We start from the raw sequence: 25,622 nt of genomic DNA, 5'->3' as shown, positions 1-25,622 counted from the left end.
CAACGATGAGCAAGATCGTCTTCCTCTCCGACCTGCATCTCTCCCCCACCCATGGCTTCTTCTGGGACAATTTCCGGATCGCCTGCGATGCCGCCAATGATGCGATGGCGGAGGCGGTGATCGTCACGGGTGACCTCTGCATCAACGGCCCGGACAGCGACGAGGAGATGGACTTCGCCGCCCGCGCCCTGTCCCGCCTGCGCGGCCAGGTGCTGGCCATCCCCGGCAACCATGACGTGGGCGACGAGCCGCCCGGCCAGGACCCGGCGCAGATCGTCGACGGCCCGCGCCTGGCGCGCTGGGACGAGGCCTTCGGCGCCGACCGCTTCGCGCTGGATGTCGGCGCCTGGCGGCTGATCGGCCTGAATGCGCAGCTTCTCGGCTCCTCCCTGCCGCAGGAGGTGGAGCAGATGGCCTGGATGACGCAGCATATCGACGGCGCCGAGGGCCGCCCCGTGGCGCTGGTGCTGCACAAGCCGCTGTTCATCGAGACGGCGGCGGAGGACCAGCCCACCGCCAGCTCCATCAACCCGGCGCCCCGCGCGGCGCTGCTGCCGCTGCTGGAGGCGGGCGGGGTGAAGATGGTCATCAGCGGCCATCTGCATGCCAGCCGCGACCGGGTGGTGGACGGCATCCGCCACCTCTGGCTGCCGGCTCTGGCCTTCCTGGGCTCCGCCAGCCATGGCGGCACACCCGCCATCGGTGCGCTGGCGGTCGATTTCTCGGGTCCGGAGGCGGTGGTGACGGAGCTGCCCATGCCGGGCGCCGTGGCGCATGACCTGGCCGTGCTGAAGGAGCATGGCCGCTACAAGTTCCTGCGCGACATGCCGCCCTGCCCGCCGCCGGCGGAGCAGACCGTGCTCGACGACGCAGCGGAGTAAGGCGGGATTCTTCCGAGATAGCGGCGCAGAGAGGAATAAAAATCTTTCTCTTCCGCCGCTATTGCCTTGTCGCAGAAAAATCCTCTTCTCTCGGCGTGAAATTGCCGCCGAGAGGGTCCCGACCATGACCAAGGTCCATGTCATCCACGAGAACGACGCCTGGGTGGCGCCGCTGCGCAGCGCCTTCGCCGCGCTCGGCACGTCCTATGAGGAGTGGTTCCTGGATCGGGGCGTGATCGACCTGACGCGGCCGCCGCCGCAGGGCGTTTTCTACAACCGGATGAGCGCCTCCTCCCACACCCGCGGCCATGTCTATGCGCCGGAATATGCGGGCGCGGTGATCGAGGTGCTGGAACGGCACAACCGCCCGCTGGTGAATGGCCGCCGCGCGCTGCAGCTCGAACTCTCCAAGGTCGCGCAATACCAGGCGCTGGCGATCCACGGCATCCCGGTGCCGGCGACGCTGGCCGTGGTGGGGCGGGAGAACATCCCGGAGGCCGCCGCCAAGCTCGGCTATCCGATCATCCTGAAGCACAACCGCGCCGGCAAGGGCCTCGGCGTCCGCCTGCTGAAGAGCGAGGCGGCGCTGCATGAGGCGCTGTCGCTGCTGGAGGTGACGGATGACCCGGAGGCGCATCCGCGCGACGGCATCTGGCTGGTGCAGCGCTACATCGAGGCGGCGGAGCCCTTCATCACCCGCGCCGAATTCGTCGGCGGGCGGTTTCTCTATGCCGTGCGCGTCGATACTTCGGAGGGCTTCCAGCTCTGCCCTGCGGATGCCTGCGATGTCGCGGAGGGCGAGGTCTGCCCGGCGGTCGCGCCAAGCCAGAAGTTCGTCATCCAGGAAGGCTTCCAGCATCCGCTGATCCACCGGATGGAGGCCTTCCTGCTGGCCAACCAGATCGGCGTGGGCGCCATCGAATTCATCACCGACCGGCAGGGCAACAGCTTCGCCTACGACGTCAACACCAACACCAACTACAACCCCGAGGCCGAGGCCCGCGCCGGCCGCAGCGGCGCGCAGACCGGCATGGGCGCCATCGCCGCGCATCTGACGGCGCTGCTGCGGCGCGAGGCGCTGGCCGCGGCGGCGTAGGCAGGCAGCCGGGAGGAGGGCCGCTACGCCTCCTCCCCCACGATCAGCGCCTCCAGCGTCGCCAGCTCATCCGCCTCCTCCACCGGCTTGTCGGTGCGCAGGCGGGCGATGCGGGGGAAGCGAAGGGCGACGCCGGATTTGTGGCGGCCGGAACGCTGGGCGGCGTCGAAGATCACTTCCAGCACCAGGGACTTCGCCACCTCCCGCACCGGGCCGAAGCGGGCAGTGGTGTTGTTGCGGATCCAGCGGTCGATCCACAGCAGTTCCTGGTCCGTATAGCCTGAATAGGCCTTGCCGACCGGCACCAGCTCCCGCCCCCCTTCCCCATCGGGTCGCCAGAGACCGAAGGTGAAGTCGGAATAGAAGCTGCTGCGCTTGCCGTGCCCGCGCTGGGCGTACATCAGCACCGCATCGATGCCGAGCGGCGCGCGCTTCCACTTCCACCAGGCGCCCTTCTGCCGCCCGGCGAGATAGGGGCTGTCGGCGCGCTTCAGCATCAGCCCCTCGATCGCCGCCGCCCGCGCCCCGGCGCGCAGCAGTTCCAGCTCGGTCAATTCGGTGAAGGGGATGACTTCGGATAGGTCCATCCGGGCGGGGCGGGTGCGCGCGAACCAGGCCTCCAGCCGGGCGCGGCGCGCATCGAAAGGCAATGCGCGCAGATCCTCCGCGCCGTCGAACAGGATGTCGTACAGCCGCACGCCGATGGGATAGGCCGCCTGCATCTTCGCGCTGACCAGCTTGCGGTTCAGCCGCTGCTGGAGGTCAGCGAAGGGCGCCACCTCGATCCCCTCCCCATTGGCCCGCATCACCAGCAATTCGCCGTCCAGCACGGCGTGGAAATCCATCGCCTCCAGGATTTCCGGAAAGCCGCCCGAAATCTCCTCCGCCCCGCGGGAGAACAGCGCGCGGCCGCTCGGCGCGGCGCAAAGCTGCACGCGGATGCCGTCCCATTTCCACTCGGCGCGATGCGTCGCGCCGCTGATGCCGGCGTAGTCCGGCGCTTCCAGCGGATGGGCGAGCATCAGCGGCCGGAACACCGGCCGGTCCTCGGCGGAGGGGCGCGGCCCCTGCTTTTCCAGCCAGGCGAAAAGGTCGAGATAGGGCGGGGCCAGGCCGTGCCAGACCTCCTCCACCTCCGCCACCTCCTGCCCCGCCCAATCGGCCAGGGCCGTCTTGGCGAGACGGGCGGAAACGCCGACGCGCAGCCCGCCGGTGACCAGTTTTATCAGTGCCAGACGGCCATTGGCATCCAGCGCATCCAGCCAGCCGGCGATCAGCGCCGGAAGTTCCGCCTTGGGCGTCGCCTCCATGGCTTCAACCACCTCGGCCAGGCCCGGCGGCGGCGCGTTGATGCCGGCGCGGGCCGGCCAGATCAGGGCGACCGTCTCGGCGAGATCGCCGACATAGTCGTAGGAGAGTGCGAACAGCACCGGGTCGCTGCGCGCCGCCACCAGCTCCCGCACCATGCCCGGCTTGGCGGCGCGGAACACCAGTTCGCCCGTCAGCGCGGCGAGGCCGATGCCGCGATCGGGGTCGGGCTGGGTGGCGAACCATTCGCGCAGCAAGGCGAGCTTGGCATTGCGGCCGGGGGTGAAGGTCAGCCGTTCCAGCAATGTCGCGAAGGCGGGAAGGCTCATGCGGAGGCCTCGGCCACGGGCTCGGCCGCCGGCTCCTCATCCTCCTCGCCCCGTCCCAGCAGATACAGCGCGCGGCCCTTGATGCCGCGCAGCGCCAGCGCATGCACCAGCGCATCGTCGCGGCCATGCGTCACCCAGATCTCCGGCGCCTGCACCTCCGCCGTCGTGGCCAGAAGCTCGTCCCAATCGGCGTGGTCGGAGAGGATCAGCGGCAGTTCCACGCCCCTGGCCTTGGCACGCTGCCGCACCCGCATCCAGCCGGAAGCGGCGCAGATCACCGGATCGGCGAGGCGCCGCACCCAGGCGGTGGCCTCCGCCCCCGGTGGCGCCAGCACCACCTCCCCGGCCAGCAGCCCGCCGGCGCCGCGTTTCTGTGGAAGCGGCACCGGCTCCAGCGGGCCGAGCTTCACACCGAACCCTTCGTACAATCCGCACAGCGCCAGCAGCGCGCCGTGAAGGAAAATCGGCCGGTCCCAGCCCGCCTGGCGCAGCAGCGCAATCAACCGCTGCGCCTTGCCCAGCGCATAGGCGCCGATCAGATGCGCGCGGTCGGGGAACAGCCGCAGGCTGTGCAGCAGGCGGGCGATCTCGTCGGCCGGGTCCGGGTGCCGGAAGACCGGCAGGCCGAAGGTCGCCTCGGTGACGAAGACATCGCAGGTGACCGGCTCGAAGGGCAGGCAGGTGGGATCGGGGCGGCGCTTGTAGTCGCCGGAGATGACGATGCGGCTGCCCTGCCAGTCCAGCACCACCTGGCAGGAGCCGAGCACATGCCCGGCCGGCACCAGGCGGATGTCCACGCCATTGTGGTGGATGACCTCCCCCATCGGCGCCACCTGCTGCGTCCGGCCGGCGCGGCCCTCGCCCATCCGGGTGCGCATGATCGCCAGCGTCGCGTCGCTGGCCAGCACGTGGTCGTGGTCGGGGCGGGCGTGGTCGGCATGGCCATGGGTGACGATGGCGCGCGGCACGGCGCGGGCCGGGTCGATGAAGAAGTCGCCGGGCACGCAGTACAGGCCCTGCGGCGTCACGCGCATCCAGGTCTGGGGGTGGGGCATGTCCTGCTAGATCGCGCGGAGCCCTGCGAGATCAAGAGGTTCGATACATGCCGCGGGTTGGGGGGGCAGGAAGGGCCAGGATCGCGGGGGGGCGGAGGCCCTTCCTGCCAGCCGGCATCAGGGGGTGGCGATGCCGGCCATTCTCAAGCCAGGCCGCCGAGGCGGCCTGGCCGTTCCGGATCAGCCGATGCGGATCTGCTCGATCTCGGAGAAGCGCATCGTCTCGCCACCGAAGTTGATCACGCCGCCGAAGGTCGCCGGGTTGCCCTGCGCATCGGTGAAGGTGACGATGTTGTTGTTCACATGCATCTGCAGGTTGGTGTTGCCTTCCAGCGTCAGGGCCGACTGGAGCTGATGCAGGCTCATGCCGACGACATTCAGCGTGTCATTGCCCGCGCCACCGACGAACTGGTCGTTGCCATCGCCCGGCGCCCAGATGAAGGTGTCATTGCCCGCGCCGCCGAAGGCCAGGTCGGCCGCGCCATCGCCCGCGCCGCCATCCAGGTAGTCGTTGCCGTCCTCGCCATACAACTGGTCCTGGCCCGCCCCGCCATTGATGGTGTCGTTGCCGGTGCCACCGAAGGCCAGGTCATTGCCCCCGCCGGTGTGGATGAAGTCGCTGCCGGCCTCGCCATAGACCTGGTCGTTGCCGGCGCCGGAGTTGATCTGGTCGTTGCCGCCGCCGGCAAAGATCACATCGGCCTGGGGGGTTCCCAGCAGGGTGTCGTTGCCGGCCGTGCCCTGCTGGAAGGCCCCACCGACAACCTTGTTCAGTTCCGCGTCTTCGATCTTGTTGGGCATCTGCGTCTTCCCTGTGTTGGTTCCGATAGCGGCACCCTAAGCGTCCAGACGGGCGGGCGGAAGCGGTATCAACCTCTGGGCGAGATAGGCGGCGCCTATGGCAAAGTTGTTGCCACCACGACGGTTTCGCTGACCCGTTAGCGCCCGCCGATGCGCTGCACCGCAACACTTCCCTCGCGACAGCCCGGCCCTCTATGCTTAACACCTTGTCCATGCAGCCGCGGCACCGGTCCTTCTTCCGGCCGGCAACAGCGAGGCGCGATGACGCAGCAGAGCCTTGGGCGGATCGCCGATCCGGCGCCGAACCGGACGGGCGCCCCCGAATGGAGAGGTGATGCCGGTGCGCAGCGCGTCTTCGACAAGCTCTTCGCCCCTGCCCAGCCCGCAACCTGGCACAGGGTGGTGGAGATCGGCGGCGGCGGCCGCTTCACCGAACGCCTTCTGGCCCTCAACCCCAAGGCACGCGGCTGGTGTTTCGAGGCCTGGGAGGCGACCCGCGCCACCACCGCCACGCGCCTCGCCCCCCTGGCCGCCGCCGGGCGGGTCACGGTGCGAGCGCTGGACACGGCGGCACCGGGGCTGATGGCGGAAACGCTGGCCGCGGCCGGGCAGGCCGGCGAGGTGGACGCGGTGCTCGCCATCGACGGCCTGCTGCAGGCCGATCTCAGCCTGCTGACCGCCTGCTGGCTGAACGCGGCGCTGATGCTGAAACCAGGCGGCCGGCTGCTGATGACGCTGGCCGACCCCAATACCCCCAGCGGCTTCCAGAAGATCCTGCGCGACATCCGGCGATTCCATCGCTTCCAGGGCCGCCCCTGCGACCGCTTCGGCTATGTCGCCACCGACATGGTGCGCGCCGTGCTCGACCGGCTGGGCTTCGTGGTGGATCTGCTGGAATCCTGGTCGAACCATGAGGGCCGGCCACCGCGCGACCTTTACCTGTCGGCCCGCCTCGTCTTTCCGGACCGCGCCGCGGCCTTCCGCGCGGCGCTGCGCCCGGCGGCGGCACCCGCCGGCCCGCCTGCCTCCTACGCCGAATGGTGGGACCGGGAGGTGCCGCGCGCCCTGGCCGGCCATGCCGGTCGCCCGCCGGCGGAAGCATTGCTGGCGCAACTCCTGGTGCCGGCGGAGGTCGAGACCTGGCGTCATGCCATCGAGATCGGGCCGGGCGATGCGCGCTACACGGCGGCGCTGCTGCGCAGCCAGCCACGGCTGCGGCTGACCGTCTTCGATGTCAGCGACCGGGTGATGCAGGCGGCGGCGGCAAAGCTGTCGCTGCATGTGGAGGAAGGGCGGCTCGGCTTCCTGCCGATCGATCCCCTGCATCCCGATGGCATGCTCGCGGCCTTCGAGCGGGAGCATCTGGCGCGGACGGTCGATGCGGTGGTCAGCATCGACGCGCTGATGCATGTCGATCTGCAATATCTCGTCGGTTATTGGCTGAACGCGGCGCTGCTGTTGAAGCCAGGCGGCTGGCTGGCGTTCAGCCTGGCCGATCCGACCACGGCGGAGGGCTTCGCCCGCCTGCTGCACGACCTGCCCGAGGCGGTGGCCGGCCCCGGCCAGGTCGGCACGCGGCTGGAATATCACAGCTTTGGCCTGCTGCGGCCGCTGCTGGAGCGTTTCGGCTTCGACATCACCTGTGCCGGCCACTGGCAGGCCACGCCCACGGCGTCCGGCGGGCGGGACCTGTTCATCGTGGCGCAGCTCGTCCGGCCGGAAGCGGCCGAGGCGCTGCGCGGCCATATCAGCATCGGCCTCGCCGGCCCGCGCTTCGAAAGCGGTGCGGAGGAGGCGGAGCCACCGATGGAGCCGCTGGCCGGGCTGGGGGGAGATGAGGGCGGCGAATTCGCCCGCATCCTCGGCCAGGCGGTATGGCGGCAACTGCAGCGCCAGGGCGTGCCCGGGCTGGCGGCGGATGGCCGGCCGACGGGCTGGGCGGAGAACCGGCGTGACTATGTCAGGCTCGGCCGGCAGTTGCTGCGTGACCTTGCCGAGATGGGGATTACGCTCCACAAGGCCCCCGCCGGGCCAGCTTCCGCCCGCACCGGGCCTTCCTGCGCATCGGAGTGAAGCCCTGCAGGCGTCAGGAATCGGGGTCGCATTGAACCGCCAGACATGACGAATACGGACGCCAACCTCAGCCGCCAGGCCATGCGACTTCGGGAATCGGGCGACCTGCCGGGGGCGGTGGCCGTGCTGCGCGGCGCGGCGGCGACCGATCCGCAGGCGACCTTCCTGCTGCTGCGCTACCTGTTCGAGGTGCAGGACTATCCGCTCCTCCAGGCCGAGACGCGCGCCGCGCTGAACCGGCTGGACACCACCCTTGCCGCGCGGGCCGGCACCCAGTGCCTGACCACCATCCTGCATTTCGCCGAACGCTGCTGCCTGCCGGCGGCGGAGATCGCGGCCGGCCTCGCCGCCACGGAAACCGCCGCGCAGGCCGACCCCGCTTTGCTCTTCGCCTGGAAGGCCGTGCGGCAGCGGCAGGCCTGGCGGGAGGCCCTGCCCCGTCGCGTGACCGGCGGCGGCGCCATCCTCTCCCTCGGCCTGAACTGCCTGCCCTGGACCCTGCCGGCGCGCTGGGGGCTGCGCGCGATGGCGGATTTCACGCCGCTGTTCGGCCCCTTCTCCCTGGCCGGCCATACCATCCCCGGCGTCATCACCGCGCTGGAAGGCGGGTTCGAGGCCTTCTGCGCACCCCAGGCGGTGCGGCTGGTGAAGACCCAGCGCGGGCATGAACTGGCGATGCGCACCGACCGCTCGGCGCACTGGAACCACAATCGCGGCGCCTATTGGCTGGGCCAGGACCTGGCGCCGCTGCGCGCCGGCCTGGCCGTGAAGGCGGCGGCCTTCGCCACCGCCTGCCGCCGCCCGGATGCGGTGTTCCTGCTGGCCGGCTGCCAGGTGGCCTATCCGGAGGAGCCACTGGATTTCCTGCCACGGCTGGACGCCGCCCTGGCGCGGTACACCGGCCGCCAAGGCAACCGCATCGTCATCACCAACCAGACCGCCCGCCGGCATCCACCCGGGCGCCATGTGGTCGATGCCAGCACCAGCTTCCACTACTGCCCCTACCCCGCCGCCGACTACGTCTGGCATGACGACGACTATGCCGACAGCGAGGCCGGCCTCGCCTTCGAGGGCGCCTATGTAGAGGCGCTGCTGGAAGCACTGGCCGGCTGGGGCCTGGTGCGAGACACGGCCATGCCGGAGGCGGGCTGAGTGTCGCTGCTCGCGCCCCGACCGCTGCCCGCGCCACTGGATTTCACGCGGGAATCCGCCATCGGCCCGCGTCTGCGGCATCTGTTCCATATCGAAGCCTATGGCGAATTCCACGCGCTGATCGCCGAGGCGGGCGCGCGGCTGGCGGAGATCGCCGAGCCCAGCCAGGCCTATCTGCTGTTCCTGCTGCGCTTCGGGGAGCGTGCCTGCCTGCCGCCATCGGCGATCGAGCAGGTGCTGAGCCAACTTCGCCCACGCGCCATGGCGGATGATGCGCTGCGGCCGGTCTGGCAGGCAGTGGCGCGGCGGCAGGTGTTTCGCGGGCGGTTGCATGGGCTGCGGCGGGGGCCGCTGACCCTTGTCTCCCTTGGCCTGCATTGCCTGCCCTGGACCCTGGTGAACCGCTGGGGGTTCCGGGAGGCCGGGCAATTCGCCACGCTGCACAACCCCTTCTGCCTCGCCGTCCACAAGGCAGAGACGGTGGCCGCGACCATCGCCACGGATTTCGCCCATTACGCCGATCCGGCGGAGATGCGGGAGGCGGTGACCCCGCAGGGCCAGCGCATCGCCATGCGGCGCGATGGCGGCGCGGTGTGGAACCACAATCGTGGCGAGCCCTGGATGGCGCAGGACTATGCCGGGCTGCGCGCCGCCATCGCCGCCAAAGCCGAGGCCTTCCGCCAGTCCTGCCGGGCGGAGGGGCTGGTCTTCCTGATGGGCGATTGCCGCATCGACGATCCCGCCGCGCCGATCCCCTTCCTGGACCCGCTGCGCGCCGCGCTGGCCGCCGCCACCGGCCAGAACCGCCCGCGCCTGATCCTGACCAGTCAGAGCCGGCGCGGTGGCCGCGACGCGGTGAGCTGGCTCGATCGGGAGACCGCGCTGATTTCCGCCCCCTATCCGCGTCCGCGCTACATCTGGGCGGATGACGACCAGGCCGACAGCGCGGAGGGGCTGACCTATGAGCATGGCTATGCCGTGTCCCTGCTGCGCTGCCTGATGCGCTGGGGCCTGGCCGCACGGCCGGGCGAAGCATCGTGACGGAACTGCTGCCCGCCTCGCTGCTCGATGTGACGGTGCTGCGCCATTGGCGCGGCGGCCAGCGCCGGGATGTGACCGGGCGGGACTTCTGGCAGCGCGTGACGGCGCGCGCCGAATGGGTGGCGCGGCAGGCGCCCCCCGGCGGGCTGGTGCTGGTGGTGGCGACGACGGGGGTGGAGGCGATGGCCCTGTTCCTCGGCATCGCCGCCGCCGGAAGGCTCGGCGCCTTCTTCCCGCCGGCCTCGCCGATCCAGGACCAGCGGCATTTCTTCGACCAGCAGCGCGCCGCGCTGCGCGCCATCGACCCGGCGGCGATCTGCGTGCTGGACCCGGCGATGGCGGCGATGGTGGGCCGCATCGACCCGGCGTTGACGCCGCGCGTGCGGCTGGCGCCGGCGGAGGCGACGGGGGACTCGGTGGCGGCTTTGGGCGCGCTGCGCGACAGGCTGGCCAGCGACGCGCCGCTGTTCGTGCAGCACAGCTCCGGCACCACCGGCATCAAGAAGGCGGTGGAGATCAGCGGCCTGATGCTGGCCGCGCAGTTCCGGGCCTATTGGCCCGGGCTGCGGGCGGAGGTGGGGGCGGAACGGCTGGCCATCGCCTCCTGGCTGCCGCTGTATCACGACATGGGGCTGATCGCCGGCTTCCTGCTGCCGATGCTGGGCGGTGATACGCTGTCGCTGATGGACCCTTTCGAGTGGATCGGCGCGCCGGGCCGCTTCTTCGAGATGATCGCGGCGGATGGCTGCACCATCGCCTGGATGCCGAATTTCGCCTTTCGGCATTTTGTCCGGCTGCGGCGGGCGTTGAAGCCGGCCCAGTTGAACACGATGCGGCTCTGGGTCGATTGCTCCGAGCCCTGCCGGCTTCAGGATGCGCGGGACTTCGAGGCGGCCTTCGCCGATTTCGGCGTGCGGCCCGACAGCGTGGTCGGCTGCTACGCCATGGCGGAGACCGTCTTCGCCGTCAGCCAGGGCCGGCCCGCCACGCGCCTGGGCCTCGCCGTGCCGCCGGCCATTCCGCCGGGCACGGCGATGGCCGCGACCTCCGCGCGGCTGGTCATGGACGAAGTGCCGGAAGGTCATCGCCTGGTGCTCTCCAGCGGCCAGCCGCTGCCGGGGATGGAGTTGGCGGTGTTCGATGGCGCGCAACGCCTTCCCGAAGGCCATTACGGCGAGATCGGGCTGCGCGGCGCCGACCTCTTCGCCGGCTATCGCGGCCGCGACGCCGCATCCTCCGGCATCGGCGCGGATGGCTTCTTCCGCACCGGCGATCTCGGCGCGGTGCTGGAAGGGCAGGTCTTCGTCTTCGGCCGGCTCAAGGAAATCATCATCGTCAACGGCAAGAACATTTTTGGCGGTGACGTGGAGGCGCTGCTGGCTGGCATCCCGGGTGTCCGCGCCGGCCGCGCCGTCGCCTTCGGCGTGTGCAGCGAGATGACCGGCAGCGAGGAGCTGGTGATCGTCGCCGAATACGACGCCGGTGCCGGCGTGACGGAGGCCGAATGCCGCGCCGCCATCAGCCGCCTCGTCACCGAGACCTTCCTGGTCAAGCCGCGCGACGTCCGCATCGTCGCGGAACGCTGGCTGGTGAAAAGCACCAGCGGCAAGATCAGCCGTGACGAAAACCGCCGCCGCTACCTCACCCAGTTCCGGGAGCACAGCTGATGCCCGCCTTCACCCTCGCCGATCTTGAGGCCATTGCGCGGGAGGTGATCGGCGACCGCGACATCGCCCTGACGGCGGAGATGGCGGCCGCCGATGTGCCAGGCTGGGACAGCCTGAACCACACCCTCATCAGCGTGGAGATCGAGGGCCGCAGCGGGGCGGAGGTGGACGCCCAGCAACTGGCCGAATGCGCCACCTTTGGAGACCTCGTCGCCTTCGTCGCCGCCCGCCAGCCGAACTGACCCGGGGGGGCTGAACAGGATGTCATCGCCGCGCGCTCGACAGGGGCGGCACGGCACCCAACTTGCCCGGCAGGCACGGAGAAAGATGACATGCGCTTCACATCACTGGGCCGGCGCGGCGCGCTCGGCCTGATCGGCGGCCTCGCCGTCGCCACCGGCGCCCGCGCCCATCACGGCTGGTCCTGGGCCGAGGGCGACCAGGGCACGCTGACCGGCACGGTGCGGGAGGTCTATGTCGGCCCACCGCACCCCAGTTTGCGTGTCGAGGCGGAGGGCGAGATGTGGACGGTGGAGCTGGGCAATCCGCGCCAGACCGCCCGCGCCGGCTTCACCGAAGCCTCCCTCCGTCCGGGGCAGGAGGTGGTGGCGCTGGGCAACCGGTCCCGCGACAGTTCGGAACGCCGGCTGAAGGCGGTGCGGCTGACCGTCGGCAACCGCCGCTTCGACTTCTACCCCGAGCGTATCCAGGGCGGCTGACACCGCTTGCTGGACCTGATCGCGGCCTCCGCCCCCGCGGCGGCGCTGCGCGGCTCGGTGACGCTCTATCTCCTGGTCAATGCCGCGCATGTGCTCGGCATCGGGCTGCTGGTGGGCGCCATCGCGACGCTGGACCTGCGGCTGCTGGGGCTGTTCCGGGCCTCGGCGCTGGGGCAGTTGGCGCCGCCGCTGGTGCGCGTGGCGGCGACCGGGCTGGGGCTGGCGGCGGTGACCGGCCTCGCCTTGTTCAGCACGCGGCCGGGGACCTATCTGGAAAATCCGGCCTTCCTGGCGAAGCTGGCGCTGCTGGTGCTGGCGCTGGGCAACCTGGCGCTGCTGCATGCCGGGCGGCCCTGGCGCGAGGCTTTGGCAGACGGCCCGGTGGGGGCACGGCTGCGGCTGGCGGCGGCGGTGTCGCTGGCGGCGTGGCTCGGCGCGCTGCTGGCGGGACGCTGGATCGGATTCCTGCAATAATCGCCGCCTCAGGCGGAGATTCGGAATGGACGGACGTGTGGTGGCGGTGGCGGCTTCGTCCGGCCATGACTTTTCAAAGCCGGTTGTGCCGCGGATCACGCTGCTGGCGGGCCTCGGCGTGGAGGGTGACGCGCATTGCGGGGTGACGGTGAAACACCGGTCCCGCGTGAAGGCGAACCCCAACCAGCCGAATCTGCGGCAGGTCCATCTGATCCCGGCCGAGCGGCTGGACTCCCTGGCAGCGCAGGGCTTTGGCGTCGCCCCCGGCGCGCTGGGCGAGAATGTGACGACCGAGGGCATCGACCTCTTCGCCCTGCCGCGCGGCACCCGGCTGCATCTGGGCGAAACGGCCGTGGTCGAGGTGACCGGCCTGCGCAACCCCTGCCACCAGCTTGACAGTTTTCAAAAGGGCCTGATGAAGGCGACGCTGGAACGCGCGCCGGATGGGGCGCTGCTGCTGCGGGCCGGGATCATGGCGGTGGTGCTGGAGGGCGGCGAGCTGGCGGCGGGGGATGCGGTGCGGGTGGTGCTGCCGGCGGAACCGCATCTGGCGCTGGAGCGGGTGTGAGCCGGCTGATCGCCTTCGCCGGGCTTCCGGGCACGGGCAAATCCACCCTCTCCCGCGCACTGGCGCAGGCGCTTGGCGCCGCCTGGATACGCATCGACCATCTCGAACAGGCCATGCGCGATGGCGGCATCACCGAGGTCGGGCCGGCTGGCTACATGGCGGGCTATGTGGTGGCGCGCGCGAACCTGTCGCTCGGCCTGTCGGTGGTGGCTGATTCGGTGAACCCGCTGCGGATCACCCGGGATGCCTGGCGCGATGTGGCGCGGGCAACAGGCGCGGGCTTCGTCGAAGTGGAGGTGGTCTGCTCCGACCCCGACGAGCATCGCCGCCGCGTCGAAACCCGTCAGGTCGACATCGCCGGCCTGGTTCCGCCGGATTGGCCCGCGGTGCAACGACGCGAATACGAGGTCTGGGACCGGCCGACGCTGCGGATCGACACGGCCGGGCGCAGCCTCGACGCCTCGCTGGCGGAACTGCGCGCGGCGCTGGGCTGACGCCCCTTCCCCTTTCGCCCAAGCGCCAGCATATTCCCCCAGGAATGGGAACATTGCCGGAACTTTTCCGCGACTGGTTCGCCGCGCGTGGCTGGTCGCCGCGGCCGCATCAGTTGGCGCTGCTCGATGCCGTGCAAGGCGGGTCCAGTGCCCTGCTGGTGGCGCCGACCGGCGGCGGCAAGACGCTGGCGGGCTTCCTGCCCTCCCTGGTCGACTTGCACGAGAACCCGCGCCCCGAGGGTATGGGGTCCCTGCACACCCTCTATATCTCGCCGCTCAAGGCGCTGGCCGTCGATATCGCCCGCAACCTGACCGCCCCGGTCGAGGCCATGGGCCTGCCCATCCGCATCGAGACCCGCACCGGCGACACCCCCGCCAATCGCCGCGCCCGCCAACGGGTGGACCCGCCCAACTTCCTGCTGACCACGCCCGAAAGCCTGGCGCTGCTGCTGACGCTGCCGGATGCGGCCGAGATGTTTTCCGGATTGCACGCCATCGTCGTGGACGAGATCCACGCGCTCGCCGGCAGCAAGCGCGGCGACCAGCTCGCACTCGGCCTGGCGCGGCTGGCGACGCTGGCCCCCGAGGCGCGGCGCATCGGCCTCTCCGCCACCGTGGCCCACCCAGGACCTTTGCGCGCCTATCTCTCCCCCACGGGGCTCGCAAAGGATGTGGCGCTGGTGCAGGGCGCGCCCGGGGCGCCGCCGAGCCTCGACATCCTGCTGCCGGAGGGCCGCCTGCCCTGGGGCGGGCATATGGGCCTCGCCTCGATGCCGGAGGTCTATCGCCGCATCCGCGGCGCCGGCGTCACCATCGTCTTCGTCAATACCCGCGCCCAGGCGGAGCTGTGCTTCCAGGCGCTCTGGCGGCTGAACGACGACAATTTGCCCATTGGCCTGCATCACGGCTCGCTGACCGTTGAACAGCGCCGCAAGGTCGAAGCCGCGATGGCGGATGGGCGGCTGCGCGCCGTGGTGGCGACCGCCTCGCTGGACCTCGGCATCGACTGGGGTGCGGTGGACCAGGTGGTGCAGGTGGGCGCGCCGAAGGGCGTTTCGCGACTTCTGCAACGCATCGGCCGCGCCAACCATCGCATGGACGAGGCCAGCCAGGCGGTGCTGGTGCCGGCCAACCGCTTCGAGGTCATCGAATGCGTCGCCGCCCGCCAGGCGATCGACGCGCATGAGCTGGATGGCGACCCACCGCGCGAGGGCGGCCTCGACGTGCTCTGCCAGCACATTCTGGCCTGCGCGGTCGCCGGCCCGTTCCACCCGGATGACCTGTACGCCGAAATCCTGCGTGCCGCGCCTTATGCGAAGCTCACCCGCAAGGATTTCGACGACGCCCTGCGCTTCGTCGAGGACGGCGGCTATGCCCTGCAATCCTACGACCGCTTTCGACGCCTGTTCCGCGATTCCGAAGGCCTGATCCACATCCGCGGCCCCGCCGCCGCGCGCCAGCTTCGGATGAATCTTGGCACCATCGTCGAGACGCCATTGCTGAAAGTGCGGCTGCGCGGTGGGCCGGTGCTGGGGGAGGTGGAGGAATGGTTCGTCTCCACCCTCAGCCCCGGCGACTGCTTCATCTTCGCCGGGCAGCTTCTGCGCTTCGAGGGGCTGGACGCGCTGGCCTGCCTCGTCTCCCGCGGTGGGGAGGGCGAGCCTCGCGTGCCCGCCTATGCCGGCAGCCGGATGCCACTGACCACCCATCTCGCCGCCCGGGTGCGCGGCATCCTGCACGACCCGGCCGCCTGGCCCGCTTTGCCGGAATCGGTGCGCGAATGGCTGCGGCTGCAACAGCACGCCTCCATCATGCCGCCGCGCGACGGGCTGCTGGTGGAGACCTTTCCGCGTGGCGAACGCTGGTTCCTGGTGGCCTATTGCTTCGAGGGGCGGCTGGCGCATCAGTCGCTCGGCATGCTGGTGACCAAGCGGATGGAACATCTCGGCATGGCGCCGCTGGGCTATCTCGCCACGGACTACGTCCTCGCCGCCTGGTGCGCCTTCGAGCCCCAGGGCATCGAGCGCCTGTTCGAGGAGGACATATTGGGCGAGGAGCTGGAGGAATGGATGGCCGAGAGCAGCATGCTCCGCCGCACCTTCCGCAATATCGCCACCATTGCCGGGCTGATCGAGAAGAACCACCCGGGGCAGGAGAAGTCGGGCCGCGCGATGACGATGAATGCCGATCTGATCTACGACGTGCTGCGCCGGCACGAACCCGACCACATCCTGCTGCGCGCCACGCGGCGGGAGGCCTCAGCGGGGCTCACCGATGTGGCGCGCATCGCGCTGATCCTGGCCCGCGCGCGGGCCGGCGGCATCCGCCACATGGCCCTGCCCCGCCCCTCCCCGCTTTCCGTCCCCGCATTGATCGAGGAGGGCCGCGAATGGGTGGCCGGCGGGGCGGAGGATGCGCTGCTGGCGGAAGCGGCCGCGCTGGTCGCGGACGCCACCGATGGCGCCGAGATCTTTGGGGAGTTGCTGGCCGAGGTGACCGAATCCATCCCGCCACGCGGCGATCGCGACCGTGCCCGGAAGCCCCGGGACGCCAAGCGCCGGAACAGCCGCTTCATCCGCAGCGCGCCGAAGAACTATGGGGCGCCGAAGTGACCGCCGCCGCCCCCGTCCATATCGCCGGCCAGCGCCTGATGCTGGACCCCGCCGGCTTCCTGGTCTGGCCTGCCGAGAAACTGCTGGCGGTCGCCGATCTGCACCTGGAGAAGGGCAGCAGCTTCGCCGCCGCCGGCCGATTCCTGCCGCCCTATGACACGCGGGAAACGCTGGAACGGCTGGCGCTGGGCCTGCGCCGCTGGAAGCCCCGCCGCCTGGTGCTGCTGGGCGACAGCTTTCATGACCGGCATGGCTGCGCCCGGCTGCCGCCGGCCGATTGCGCGGCGCTGACCCGGATGCTGGCGGGGCTGGAGGAGGTGGTCTGGGTGCTCGGCAACCACGATCCGGAACCTCCGGTGGGTCTTGCCGGCATCGCGGCGGAGGAATGGCGCCTCGGCCCCTTCACCTTTCGGCACATCGCCCAGCCCGCCGCCATGGGAAAGCCGGTGCCGCCGGGTGAGATCTCCGGCCATTTCCACCCCAAGGCGAGCATGCCGACCCGCGCCGGATCGGTGACGCGGCCCTGCTTCATGACCGATGGGCGGCGGATGATGCTGCCGGCCTTCGGCGCCTATACGGGGGGGCTCGACCTGCGCGACCCGGCCATCGCCGGGCTGTTCCCGCGCGGCGGGCGGGCCTTCCTGCTGGGGCCGGACCGGCTCTACAGCTTCCCGACCGGGCCGCTGCGGATGCTGGCGCGGGCCCCTGAAGCGGCGAACGCGCCGCCCCCGTGAGGAGCGGCGCGCTGCGCTATCCGGCCGAAGTCGCCGAAATCACGGCCACATCAACTGGTCGACGGCGTGAATCACGCCGTTGCTCGCCACGATATCGGCCGCCACCACACGCGCCGGCTGCGCGTTGAGGTTGGCACCCGCCGCGCCGAAGCCCGCGATCTGCTGCGCCGGCGCCGGGTTGCGAACCAACACACCCTCGGTCGTGCCGTTGATGGAAATGTCGGCGCCGTTGCGCGTGCGCAGGCGGCGGTCATTGCCCATCAGTTCCGAGGCGCGGAAGGCGCCCGGGACGACGTGGTAGTTGATCAGCGCGGCGAGGCGCTGGCGGTCCACCTGGTCCTGGCTGCCGCCGGTGCCGGTCAGCTGCTGAAGCAGATTGGCCGGCGCGCCGAAGAAGGCGGCATCGGTCGGCGCGAAGACCGTCATCGGCTGGGCGGAGCGGAACTCCTCCACCAGCGCCGCGCGCGAAATCAGGTCGAGAAAGCGCGCGAAGCGCGGGTCGGCGGCCATGGTGTCGGCCAGGGTGCGGGTCGGCGGGACGGTCTGGGCACGCAGGAGGGCGGGCGCGGCGATGGTGCCGGCCGCGGCCATGGTGCCGATCGTCAGGAAGCCGCGACGCATCATTCGGGTCTGGATCATTCGGAATATCCTTCAACAATGGCCCGCGATGCCCGCCCGCGAGGTTGGACAGGTATCAAGCGGTCGGGGGAAGAACGCGCTGTCTCAGGATTGGTTCGTTCGCTGTTGAACCAGTGATGGCTGCCTTCCGGGCGGAATGCCCCTACATGGAGGGAATGACCGAGACTTCGCTGCTATGGTTCCGCCAGGACCTGCGCCTGACCGACCACCCCGCTTTGACCGCCGCCCTGGCGGAGGGGCGATCCGTATTGCCGGTGTTCATCCTGGACGAGGACGCCGCCGGCCCACATGGCCTGGGCGGCGCGGCGCGCTGGTGGCTGCGCGCCAGCCTGGCCTCCCTGCGTGAGGCCCTGGCCGCGCGCGGCGCCGGGCTGCTGCTGGCGCGCGGCCGGGCGGAGGTCGTGCTTCCGGCCCTGGCCCAGGCGGTCGGCGCCCGGCAGGTCCATGCCGGCCGCGCCTATGAGCCCTGGGCGCGGGGGCAAAGCCGGCGGGTGCATGAGGCGCTGGAGGGTGCCGGTGCCGGCCTGGTGCTGCACACCACGGCCATCCTGCGGGAACCGCACCTCGTCACCTCCGGCAGCGGCACGCCCTATGCCGTCTACAGCCCTTTCGCCAAGGCGATTTTTGCGCTCGGTGAGCCAGCGGCGCCCCTTCCGGCGCCCGCGCGCATCTCCTGCCCCGCTTTGCCCGCGGGCGGCGAGGCGCTGGACGATCTGCCGCTCTACCCCGTTCCGGACGAGCCCGACTGGGCGGCGGAATTCGGCACGCATTGGCAGCCGGGGGAGGATGGCGCCGCGGCGCGGCTGGCGCGTTTCACCGCCCGGGCCCTCGACCGCTACGATGCCGAGCGCAACCTGCCGGGCCGCGACAGCTCCTCCGGCCTCTCGCCGCATCTGCGCTGGGGGGAGATTTCGCCAGGCCAGGTCTGGCATGCGGCGCGCGCCGCCAAGGCGGGGGCGAAGGGCACGGAGACCTTCCTGAAGGAAATCCTCTGGCGTGAATTCGCCTATCACCTGCTGTGGCACCGCCCCGAAATGCCGGAGGCACCGCTGCGCGCCGAATTCGCCCGCTTTCCCTGGCAGCCGGATGCGAAGCTGCTGGCGGCCTGGCAGCAGGGGCGCACCGGCTATCCCATCGTCGATGCCGGCATGCGCCAGCTCTGGCGCAGCGGCTGGATGCACAACCGGGTGCGGATGATCGTGGCCAGCCTGCTGGTGAAGCACCTGATGCAGCCCTGGCAGGACGGCGCGGCCTGGTTCTGGGACACGCTGGTGGATGCGGACCTCGCCTCCAACAGCGCCTCCTGGCAATGGGTGGCGGGCTGCGGCACGGATGCGGCGCCCTATTTCCGGGTCTTCAACCCGATGCTCCAGGGCGAGAAGTTCGACCCGGACGGCGCCTTCGTCCGCCGCTGGGTGCCGGAGCTGGCGAAGCTGCCGGATGCCTATGTCCACAAGCCCTGGGAGGCGCCGCCGGAGATCCTCGCCGCCGCCGGGGTGCGGCTGGGCCAGACCTATCCCCGCCCCGTGATCGACCATGCGGAAGGCCGCGCCCGGGCGCTCGCGGCCTTCGAGGCGCTGCGCGCATGATGCCGCGCCCCGAACATCTGTGGCGCGGCTTCGCCGGGCTGCGTGTGGTGGCCGATGTGCATGGCGATGCGGCGGCCTTCATCCATGCCGTGGAAGGCGCGCTGGCGGCCGACATGTTCGTCATCCAGCTCGGCGACCTGGTCGATCACGGGCCGGACAGTCCGGAGGTGCTGCGCCGGATGTTCGCGCTGATCGATGCCGGCCAGGGGCTGTTCCTGCTCGGCAATCACGACCACAAGCTGCGCCGGGCGCTGACCGGCACGCAGCTGCGCATCCAGGCCGATGGGCTGGGCAAGACCCTGGCGCAGCTGGATGCCGCGCCGGATGGCGATGTGCTGAAGGCGCGCGCGATCGAGGAAATCGGCCGCGCCCCGGCCTGGATCCGCGATGGCGGGCGCATCTTCGTCCATGGCGGCTACCATCCCGGCATGCTGCACAGCGCGCCGCCGCCCGATGCGGGGACGCAGAAGGCGCAGGGGCTGGTGACGCGGGCGCTGTTCGGCCAGGTGACGGGACGCATGCGGCATGATGGCTTCCCGGACCGGGTGCATGACTGGGTGGACAAGATCCCGGCCGATGTCACCGTGGTCTGCGGCCATGACCGGCGCAGCCTGGACGGGCGCCCCTTCGTGGCCGAGGGCGCGCTGGGCGGCCGCTGCATCTTTCTCGATTGCGGCGCCGGCAAGGGCGGGCATCTGGCGTGGATCGACCTGCCCTCCTGGGCGTAATTTTTCATGCCCTCAGTCGTGCCGTAGGCACGCCAAAGGCGTGACGGGCGCCGCCTCCGGCGGCTTGGCTGCGCGGCATAGGCCGCGGCGGCCGCTCGGCGCTTCGCGCCACCCTGATCGGAACGGCGCCAGGGTTCCGCATCCCCCGGGCGGGGGTCTATCCTGCCGGTTCAGGAGAACGCGCCATGACCGATCTGCCCACATCCGTCGAAATCCGTGAGGAAGGCCCGCGCGAGGGTTTCCAGATCGAGCCCGGCCCCATCGCCACGGATCGCAAGGTGGCACTGGTGGACGCGCTTTCCGCCACCGGGCTGCATCACATCCAGGTCTGCTCCTTCGTCTCGCCCAAGCTGGTCCCGGGCTGGGCGGATGCGGAGGCTGTGGTCGCCGGCTTCGCACCGAAGCCGGGCGTGACCTACACCGCGCTGTGGTTCAACGCCGCCGGGCTGAACCGGGCTTTGGCTTTTCGGGACCGGCTGAAGGTGGAGGGTGCCATCACCGTCGTGGCGTCCGAGGCCTTCAGCCTGAAGAACCTGAACCGTGACCGGGCCAAGAACCTGGAGGCGCAGCGCACCAATGTCACCGCGCATCTGGCGGCCGGCGTGGCGGTACCGCGGATCAGCGTGCAGGCGGCCTTCGGCTGCAACTATTCAGGCGATGTGCCGCCGGCCAAGGTGGTCGAGGCGCTGGCCGATGCCTTCTCCATCGGCGCCGAACAGGGCCTGACGCTGACGGAAGCCACGCTGGCCGACACCATGGGCTGGGCGACCCCGGCGCGGATCGAGCGGGTGATCGGCGAGGTCCGCAGCCGCTGGCCGGACCTGTCCATCATCCTGCATCTGCACGACACCCGCGGCCTCGGCATCGCCAATGCCCATGCCGGGCTGCGTCTCGGCATTTCCCGCTTCGACACCACCGTGGGCGGCCTGGGCGGCTGCCCCTTCGCCGGCCAGCCCGGCGCGCCGGGCAATATCGCGACGGAGGAGCTGGCCCTGTTGTGCGAGGAGATGGGCATCGCCACCGGCATCGACCTCGATGTGCTGGTCGCGGCCGGCCGGCTGGCGGAGGAGGTGGTCGGCCGCCGCCTGCCGAGCACCCTGCTGCGCAGCGGCGGCCTCGCGCATTTCCGCAAGGCCGCCTGAGTCCTCACACCGTCAAAAAGCCCTCTCCCCCTGACAGGGGGTTTGACGCATGCGTCAAAGGTTGGGTGAGGGGGGCTTCAGAAGCCGTGGACGCATCCCAGGCTACGCCGCGCGCACCGACTTCGGCAGGGCGAAACTGTCCATGCCGATCGGCGCGACGCAGTCGCTCAGCAGCCGGCCATGTCCCTCGATGCGGTCCGGCAGGCCGAGCATGCGCAGGCAGGCCCAGAAGCAGGACTGGTTGCTGGTGACCACCGGCTTGCCGAGATCCGCCTCGATCTGCGCGATCACGTCGAAGGTCGGCACATTGGTGCAGGAGAGGAAGATCGCCTCCGCCTCCGGCCGGTCGCAGGCGCGCGCCATGCGGTACAGGTGCTCGGGCGGCACGCGGCCGATGCCGCGCCGCTCCTCCTGCGTCTCGCCCATGCCGAGGCCGTGCAGCGAGGTCACCTCAAAACCGTAATCGGCCAGGAAGCGGCGCTCCGCCTCATTGACGAAATCAACGTAAGGCGTGGCCACCGCCACGCGCTTCACCCCCAGCGCCCGCAGCGCCGCGACGACGCTGCCGGAGGTGGCGATGGCCGGCACGCCGGTGCGCTGGTGCAGATCCGCCACGATGTCCTGAAGCGAACAGACGAAGGAGCCGGAGGTGCAGCCATAGGCCACCACATCCACCTCCGCCGTCGCCAGGTCGTCGGCCGCCTGCTTCACCGCCTCCGCCATGCGGATGTAGCTGTCCTCGGTCATCTTGCCGAGCAGCGTGGCGCGGGCGGTGTGGATGGTGACGCCCTTCGGCGCCAGCCGCCAGAATTCCGGCTCGTTGATCGTGTTGGTGGAGGGCACGATCAACCCGATCTTGCCGCGCCAGCCATAGGGCCGGTAGTCGGCGACCGCCTTCATGCCTCCAGCTCCACGGTGGCGAGACGCGTTGCGGCATCAACGCCGAAGGCCACCGCATTCTCCCAGATCTGCGCGCCCTTCTCCGCCGTCGCGCCGGTCGGGTCGCCCTGGATGCCGGAGGGTGAGTAGTCCGAGATATCGGTGAACAGCATGATCGAGGACTTGCCGATGGACACCTTGCCGGAGGAGACGGTCTTCATCCCCTCCGCAAAATCCTTCAGCGGGCCGGGCGCCACGGCGCGGTCCATGAAGACCAGTTCCGGCGAGATATGCAGCGCCACGCTGGTCACCATCTCCCCGCCATGGCCGGTCGGTGCCTGCTTCGCCGCATAGGTGACGCCGCCGACGTCGCGCATGACGGAGAAGATGTCGAGCACCGCGCCGGTCGCACCGTGATTGGCGCGCAGGAAGCGGCACACGCTTTCCAGCGGGCCGAGGCTGCCGGCATGGATGTTGATGAACAGGAAGTGCCGGAAGCCCTGGCTGGCCAGGCCGTCGCAGACCTGGGTCAGATAGGCCTCGATCGTCGCCATCTCGGCGGAGCAGGTGCCGGGATAGTCGAGGAACATGTGGGAGTAGTTGAAGGGCACGATCGGCACGCTGGCGAAGCCGGCGCGTTCCGCCACCTCCACCGCATATTGCTCGCACATGCGCAGCTCCGTCCCCATGGCGAGGTGGGGGCCGTAGCACTCGACGGCGCCGACGGGGATCAGGACGGTGTCCTTGTTTTCGAGATAGGCGGCGACATCGGCATAGGGAACGCGGTCGGTGCGCATGTGTGATGGCTTCTCTTGCTGTCGTTGTCGTTCAGAACGCCGCCTGCCTCAGCGGTTCCAGGGCCGCACCGCCCAAAGCCGGCGATGCGTCTCGTCAGCCGCCTTCAGATAGGCGACGTAGTCGGCGGAATTCAGGTAGCGCAGCGGCTGGAAGGCGCGCTCGCTGGTGGCCTGGAATTCCGGATTGGCGACCACGCGCGCCACGGCGGCGGAAAGCCGCGCGACCACATCGGCCGGCATCCCCTTCGGCCCGCCGACACCGCGCAGGCTGCCGCCGCGCAGGTCGTAGCCGGATTCCTTCAGCGTCGGCACGTCGGGTGCCATCGGATGCCGGCTTTCCGACATGACGCCCAAGGTCCGCCAGGGCTGCGCGCGGGCGAAGGTCAGCGCCTCACCCAGGTTGGCGGTCGCCACCGTGATCTCCTTGCGCATCAAGGCGAGGGCTGCCGGCGCGGCGCCGGCATAGGCCACGGGCTCGAAGCTGATGCCCGCCGCCTGTTCCAGCAGCAGTGTCGAGATATGGCCGGCGGAGCCGACGCCTTGGGTGCTGACCGTGACGCGCCCCGGCTCCCGCTTCGCCGTTTCCACCAGATCGGCGATGCTGCGGATCGGGCTGTCCGGATGCACCGACAGCGTGGCGGGGTCTTCGACCACGCCGGCGATGAAGGTGAAGCTGTCCATGTTCCAGCCCGGGCTGCGCTCGATCGGGATGGTGACGATGCCGGGGGTGTTGATGATGCCGATGGTGTAGCCATCCGGCGCGCTGTTCGCGACGGCGGACAGGCCGATGGCGCCACCGGCGCCGCCGCGGTTCTGCACGACGAAGGGCTGGCCCAGCTCGCGTTCCAGATACTGCGCCATGACACGGGCGGAGATGTCCGTGCCGCCGCCGGCCGCGAAGGGCACGACGATGGTGACGGCACGTTCCGGCCAGGCGGCGCGAGCAAGACGGGGGGCGGCCAGAAGGCCGAGGCTGGCGCCGAGGGCGGCGCGACGGGTGATGGTCATGTCTGCGTTCCTTGCTCAGCGGTTCCAGGGCGTGGCGGCGAAGAGGCTGCGCAGATCGGCTTCCATGCCGCGCAGCAGCGCCTGGTATTCCGCGCCCTTGACGTAGCGGATGACCTGCGTCGCCTGGGTCATGGCGGCGCGGTAGTCCGGGTCGGCCATCACCGCATCCAGCGCGGTGGTGATGGCGGCGATGGTCTCGGGCGGCGTGCCGCGCGGCGCGCCCAAGCCACGCAGCGATCCGGTCTGCACCGGAATGCCGGCCTCGGCGAAGGTCGGGATATCGGGGTGGGAGGCCATGCGGGCCGGCCCCATCACGCCGAGGATGCGCCAATTGCCGCCGGCGCCGGCGAAGCCGATGGCCTCGCCGAAATTGGCGGTGGCGACTTCGATCTGCTGGCCGGCGAGCGCGGTGGCGACGGCGGCGGAGCCGTTGAAGGGCACATGCGTGCCGCTGATGCCGGCGGAGCGGCCCACCAGCAGCATGGCGATATGCCCGGCGGAGCCGACGCCCGCGGTGCCATAGGTCAGCATCCCCGGCCGCGCCTTGGCGCTTGCCACCAGCTCCGCGATCGAGCGGATCGGGCTGCTGCTGTGGACGGACAGCGTGCCGGGGTCATCGACGATGTTCGCGATGGGCACGAAGCTGTCGAGCCGGAAGCGCGCGGCGCGCTCGATCGGAATCGTCAGGACATTGGGTGTGTTCAGGATGACCAGCGTATGGCCATCCGGCGCCGCATCGGCCACCGCGGTCATGCCGATCTCGCCGCCCGCGCCGGCGCGGTTCTGCACCACCACGGGGCGGCCGCCGGTATGGCGTTCCAGGAAGCGGCCGAGCAGCCGCGCGGTCAGGTCGGTGCCGCCGCCGGGGCCGAAGGGCACCACGATCTGCACCGGTCGTTCGGGCCAGGCGGCGCGGGCCGGCATGGCAGCCAGCAGGGCAAGTGACGTGAAGGCGGCGGCCAAACCGGCCAGGCAGGATCGTCGCGACATGGGCGGTCCCCGTCTCATCTCGGTTCCAGCCGTGGCTGCCGGCAAAGGCAGAAGCGTCCCTCGCGCCGCCCCCCGCTCTGTGGCGGTGTTGCTGGCGCGCAACTGGCATACCACCGGCACGCCGATTTGTGCAATGTGCTTCCGCGCCGTCATGCGACACTGCGCGATCATCGCGAATCACCTGAGGAATTCCGCTTGGACCCGATTACCGCCGCCCCCCGAGGCCTCGCCGATGCGGTGCATGAGCGGCTGCTGGACATGCTGGAGACGCGCCGCCTGCCCGCCGATACCGCCGTGGCGGAACGCCGCCTCGCGACCGAGCTCGGCGTCTCCCGCACCCCGTTGCGGGAGGCGCTGCGCCGTCTTGAAGGCGAGGGTTGGCTCGGCCGGCGTTCCGACGGCACGCTGGCGGTCCGCCGCCTGGATGTGGAGGAGATGCTGGAGGTGCTGCAGGTCCGCAAGCTGCTGGAGGTGGAGGCCGCCGCCACCGCCGCCGGCCGCATCGACCCCGCCGCCCTCGCCGAGCTCCGCGAACGCGTCTCCGCTTTGGCTGCGACGCGCGAGCCCCGAAGCCCGGAGCGGGAGGCGGTGGACCTCGCGCTGCATCGCCTGATCGGGGAGGCCTGCGGCAACCGCACCCTGGCCAGCACCATCGCCGACCTCCGCCGCCGCACCTTCCTGTTTGCCACGCGCCGCCTGCCGGAACGGCTGGAGCCGGTCTGCGCCGAACACCTTGCGATCCTGAATGCGCTGGAGAGCGGCGACCGGGATGGCGCGCGGGTGGCGATGGGCACGCATATCGACAACACCCGCGCCGGCATCCTGCGCCGGCTGACGGAAAGCTGA

Annotated in this window: 25 protein-coding genes; 17 read left to right on the top strand and 8 right to left on the bottom strand. The window is 70.6% G+C overall.

Going from position 1 to position 25,622, the window contains the following annotated elements:
- The first annotated feature begins 5 nt into the window (after positions 1–5).
- Positions 6–881: a metallophosphoesterase family protein gene (locus JJQ90_RS16985; protein ID WP_216877432.1), complete on the top strand. Its 876-nt coding sequence runs from the start codon at positions 6–8 to the stop codon at positions 879–881.
- Positions 882–1,005: 124 nt separating this feature from the next.
- A complete protein-coding gene (locus JJQ90_RS16980) occupies positions 1,006–1,977 on the top strand; it encodes an ATP-grasp domain-containing protein (protein WP_216877431.1) in 972 nt (323 codons plus the stop codon).
- Between the two features lie 23 nt (positions 1,978–2,000).
- On the opposite strand, the gene JJQ90_RS16975 is transcribed toward JJQ90_RS16980, so the two are convergent.
- From JJQ90_RS16975 to JJQ90_RS16965, 3 genes are all read right to left on the bottom strand, one after another.
- Positions 2,001–3,614, bottom strand: coding sequence for a cisplatin damage response ATP-dependent DNA ligase (locus JJQ90_RS16975; protein WP_216877430.1), 1,614 nt, complete (start codon positions 3,612–3,614; stop codon positions 2,001–2,003).
- Positions 3,611–4,669, bottom strand: coding sequence for a ligase-associated DNA damage response exonuclease (locus JJQ90_RS16970; RefSeq protein WP_230410762.1), 1,059 nt, complete (start codon positions 4,667–4,669; stop codon positions 3,611–3,613). The genes JJQ90_RS16975 and JJQ90_RS16970 overlap by 4 nt, the downstream gene beginning before the upstream one ends.
- Before the next feature lie 180 nt (positions 4,670–4,849).
- Positions 4,850–5,470, bottom strand: coding sequence for a calcium-binding protein (locus JJQ90_RS16965; RefSeq protein WP_216877429.1), 621 nt, complete (start codon positions 5,468–5,470; stop codon positions 4,850–4,852).
- 261 nt (positions 5,471–5,731) lie between these two features.
- Here JJQ90_RS16965 and JJQ90_RS16960 point away from each other — a divergent pair, with 261 nt between their 5' ends.
- The 11 genes from JJQ90_RS16960 to pdeM all read left to right on the top strand — a co-directional run bounded on the left by JJQ90_RS16960 (position 5,732) and on the right by pdeM (position 17,004).
- Positions 5,732–7,543, top strand: a complete 1,812-nt coding sequence (locus JJQ90_RS16960) for a methyltransferase (RefSeq protein WP_216877428.1) — start codon at positions 5,732–5,734, stop codon at positions 7,541–7,543.
- Between the two features lie 45 nt (positions 7,544–7,588).
- On the top strand, positions 7,589–8,695 hold the full coding sequence (locus JJQ90_RS16955; RefSeq protein WP_216877427.1) for a hypothetical protein: 1,107 nt from the start codon (positions 7,589–7,591) through the stop codon (positions 8,693–8,695).
- Positions 8,696–9,736, top strand: coding sequence for a hypothetical protein (locus JJQ90_RS16950; RefSeq protein WP_216877426.1), 1,041 nt, complete (start codon positions 8,696–8,698; stop codon positions 9,734–9,736). It abuts the gene before it with no gap.
- On the top strand, positions 9,733–11,403 hold the full coding sequence (locus JJQ90_RS16945) for an AMP-binding protein (RefSeq protein WP_216877425.1): 1,671 nt from the start codon (positions 9,733–9,735) through the stop codon (positions 11,401–11,403). Before JJQ90_RS16950 ends, JJQ90_RS16945 begins: the two co-directional genes overlap by 4 nt.
- Positions 11,403–11,645 (top strand): acyl carrier protein, encoded by a 243-nt coding sequence (locus JJQ90_RS16940; RefSeq protein ID WP_216877424.1) that lies wholly within the window; start codon positions 11,403–11,405, stop codon positions 11,643–11,645. The genes JJQ90_RS16945 and JJQ90_RS16940 overlap by 1 nt, the downstream gene beginning before the upstream one ends.
- A 90-nt stretch (positions 11,646–11,735) precedes the next feature.
- Entirely contained in the window at positions 11,736–12,122 is a 387-nt protein-coding gene (locus JJQ90_RS16935) for a DUF6152 family protein (protein ID WP_216877423.1), read from the top strand.
- Between the two features lie 6 nt (positions 12,123–12,128).
- A complete protein-coding gene (locus tag JJQ90_RS16930; protein ID WP_230410761.1) occupies positions 12,129–12,596 on the top strand; it encodes a DUF2214 domain-containing protein in 468 nt (155 codons plus the stop codon).
- A 25-nt stretch (positions 12,597–12,621) separates the two neighbouring features.
- Positions 12,622–13,164, top strand: a complete 543-nt coding sequence (locus tag JJQ90_RS16925) for an MOSC domain-containing protein (RefSeq protein WP_216877422.1) — start codon at positions 12,622–12,624, stop codon at positions 13,162–13,164.
- On the top strand, positions 13,161–13,658 hold the full coding sequence (locus JJQ90_RS16920; protein ID WP_329959461.1) for an AAA family ATPase: 498 nt from the start codon (positions 13,161–13,163) through the stop codon (positions 13,656–13,658). Before JJQ90_RS16925 ends, JJQ90_RS16920 begins: the two co-directional genes overlap by 4 nt.
- A gap of 44 nt (positions 13,659–13,702) precedes the next feature.
- Positions 13,703–16,270: a ligase-associated DNA damage response DEXH box helicase gene (locus tag JJQ90_RS16915; RefSeq protein WP_216877421.1), complete on the top strand. Its 2,568-nt coding sequence runs from the start codon at positions 13,703–13,705 to the stop codon at positions 16,268–16,270.
- Positions 16,267–17,004 (top strand): ligase-associated DNA damage response endonuclease PdeM, encoded by a 738-nt coding sequence (pdeM, locus tag JJQ90_RS16910; protein WP_329959460.1) that lies wholly within the window; start codon positions 16,267–16,269, stop codon positions 17,002–17,004. Before JJQ90_RS16915 ends, pdeM begins: the two co-directional genes overlap by 4 nt.
- 39 nt (positions 17,005–17,043) lie before the next feature.
- Here the strand turns inward: pdeM and JJQ90_RS16905 are convergent, their stop codons facing one another.
- Positions 17,044–17,643, bottom strand: coding sequence for a fasciclin domain-containing protein (locus JJQ90_RS16905; RefSeq protein WP_216877420.1), 600 nt, complete (start codon positions 17,641–17,643; stop codon positions 17,044–17,046).
- Between the two features lie 155 nt (positions 17,644–17,798).
- Here JJQ90_RS16905 and JJQ90_RS16900 point away from each other — a divergent pair, with 155 nt between their 5' ends.
- The 3 genes from JJQ90_RS16900 to JJQ90_RS16890 all read left to right on the top strand — a co-directional run bounded on the left by JJQ90_RS16900 (position 17,799) and on the right by JJQ90_RS16890 (position 21,102).
- Positions 17,799–19,232: a cryptochrome/photolyase family protein gene (locus tag JJQ90_RS16900; RefSeq protein WP_216877419.1), complete on the top strand. Its 1,434-nt coding sequence runs from the start codon at positions 17,799–17,801 to the stop codon at positions 19,230–19,232.
- Entirely contained in the window at positions 19,229–19,960 is a 732-nt protein-coding gene (locus tag JJQ90_RS16895; protein ID WP_216877418.1) for a metallophosphoesterase, read from the top strand. The genes JJQ90_RS16900 and JJQ90_RS16895 overlap by 4 nt, the downstream gene beginning before the upstream one ends.
- 185 nt (positions 19,961–20,145) lie before the next feature.
- Positions 20,146–21,102 (top strand): hydroxymethylglutaryl-CoA lyase, encoded by a 957-nt coding sequence (locus JJQ90_RS16890; RefSeq protein ID WP_216877417.1) that lies wholly within the window; start codon positions 20,146–20,148, stop codon positions 21,100–21,102.
- A gap of 102 nt (positions 21,103–21,204) precedes the next feature.
- Here the strand turns inward: JJQ90_RS16890 and JJQ90_RS16885 are convergent, their stop codons facing one another.
- The 4 genes from JJQ90_RS16885 to JJQ90_RS16870 are packed head-to-tail and all read right to left on the bottom strand — an operon-like array spanning position 21,205 to position 24,776.
- Positions 21,205–22,002, bottom strand: coding sequence for a maleate cis-trans isomerase family protein (locus JJQ90_RS16885; protein WP_216877416.1), 798 nt, complete (start codon positions 22,000–22,002; stop codon positions 21,205–21,207).
- Positions 21,999–22,778 (bottom strand): creatininase family protein, encoded by a 780-nt coding sequence (locus JJQ90_RS16880; RefSeq protein ID WP_216877415.1) that lies wholly within the window; start codon positions 22,776–22,778, stop codon positions 21,999–22,001. The genes JJQ90_RS16885 and JJQ90_RS16880 overlap by 4 nt, the downstream gene beginning before the upstream one ends.
- 48 nt (positions 22,779–22,826) lie before the next feature.
- Complete coding sequence (locus tag JJQ90_RS16875; protein WP_216877414.1) at positions 22,827–23,786, bottom strand: tripartite tricarboxylate transporter substrate binding protein; 960 nt, start codon at positions 23,784–23,786, stop codon at positions 22,827–22,829.
- A gap of 15 nt (positions 23,787–23,801) precedes the next feature.
- Positions 23,802–24,776 (bottom strand): Bug family tripartite tricarboxylate transporter substrate binding protein, encoded by a 975-nt coding sequence (locus JJQ90_RS16870; RefSeq protein WP_216877413.1) that lies wholly within the window; start codon positions 24,774–24,776, stop codon positions 23,802–23,804.
- Positions 24,777–24,971: 195 nt separating this feature from the next.
- Here JJQ90_RS16870 and JJQ90_RS16865 point away from each other — a divergent pair, with 195 nt between their 5' ends.
- On the top strand, positions 24,972–25,622 hold the full coding sequence (locus JJQ90_RS16865) for a GntR family transcriptional regulator (RefSeq protein WP_216877412.1): 651 nt from the start codon (positions 24,972–24,974) through the stop codon (positions 25,620–25,622).

The sequence above is a fragment of the Falsiroseomonas oleicola genome (genome assembly GCF_019029495.1).
GTDB classification, from domain to species: domain Bacteria; phylum Pseudomonadota; class Alphaproteobacteria; order Acetobacterales; family Acetobacteraceae; genus Falsiroseomonas; species Falsiroseomonas oleicola.
This window is presented reverse-complemented; position numbering and strand designations above follow the sequence as displayed.